Origin of the sequence: Vogesella mureinivorans (genome assembly GCF_007644035.1) — a bacterium.
Lineage (GTDB): Bacteria > Pseudomonadota > Gammaproteobacteria > Burkholderiales > Chromobacteriaceae > Vogesella > Vogesella mureinivorans.
In genome coordinates this window covers 1-332 of record NZ_VMTV02001161.1, presented here as the reverse complement: position 1 = coordinate 332, position 332 = coordinate 1, and the positions used below count along the sequence as shown (strand labels likewise).

The 332-nt window shown below is 66.0% G+C and carries 1 protein-coding gene; it reads left to right on the top strand.

Annotated features, from left to right (window positions below; all coding sequences use genetic code 11):
• On the top strand, window positions 1-332 hold a 332-nt coding region (locus tag FLQ44_RS23315; RefSeq protein WP_338117510.1), incomplete at both ends, for a hypothetical protein.

Sequence of the window (332 nt, the reverse complement as noted above, 5' to 3'; positions counted from 1 at the left end):
GCCGCTGGCTCAGCGCTTTCAGCAGGAGCTGTATCGCCTGGTGTTTGCCGGGCTGCCGTACGAGGACTACGTGCGCGCCTACGTCAAAAGCACCCTGGCCGGCGAGCTGGACGAGTTGCTGGTCTATCGCAAGCGTTTGCGTCGGCGCCTCGACGACTACCAGCGCAACGTGCCGCCGCATGTGCGCGCCGCGCGCCTGGCCGACGAGCACAACCAGCGTCTTGGCCGGCCGCTGCAATATCAGCGTGGCGGCTGGATCAGCTATCTGATCACCACAGGCGGGCCGCAACCGCTGGAGCGTCTGCTGTCGCCGGTGGACTACGAGCATTACA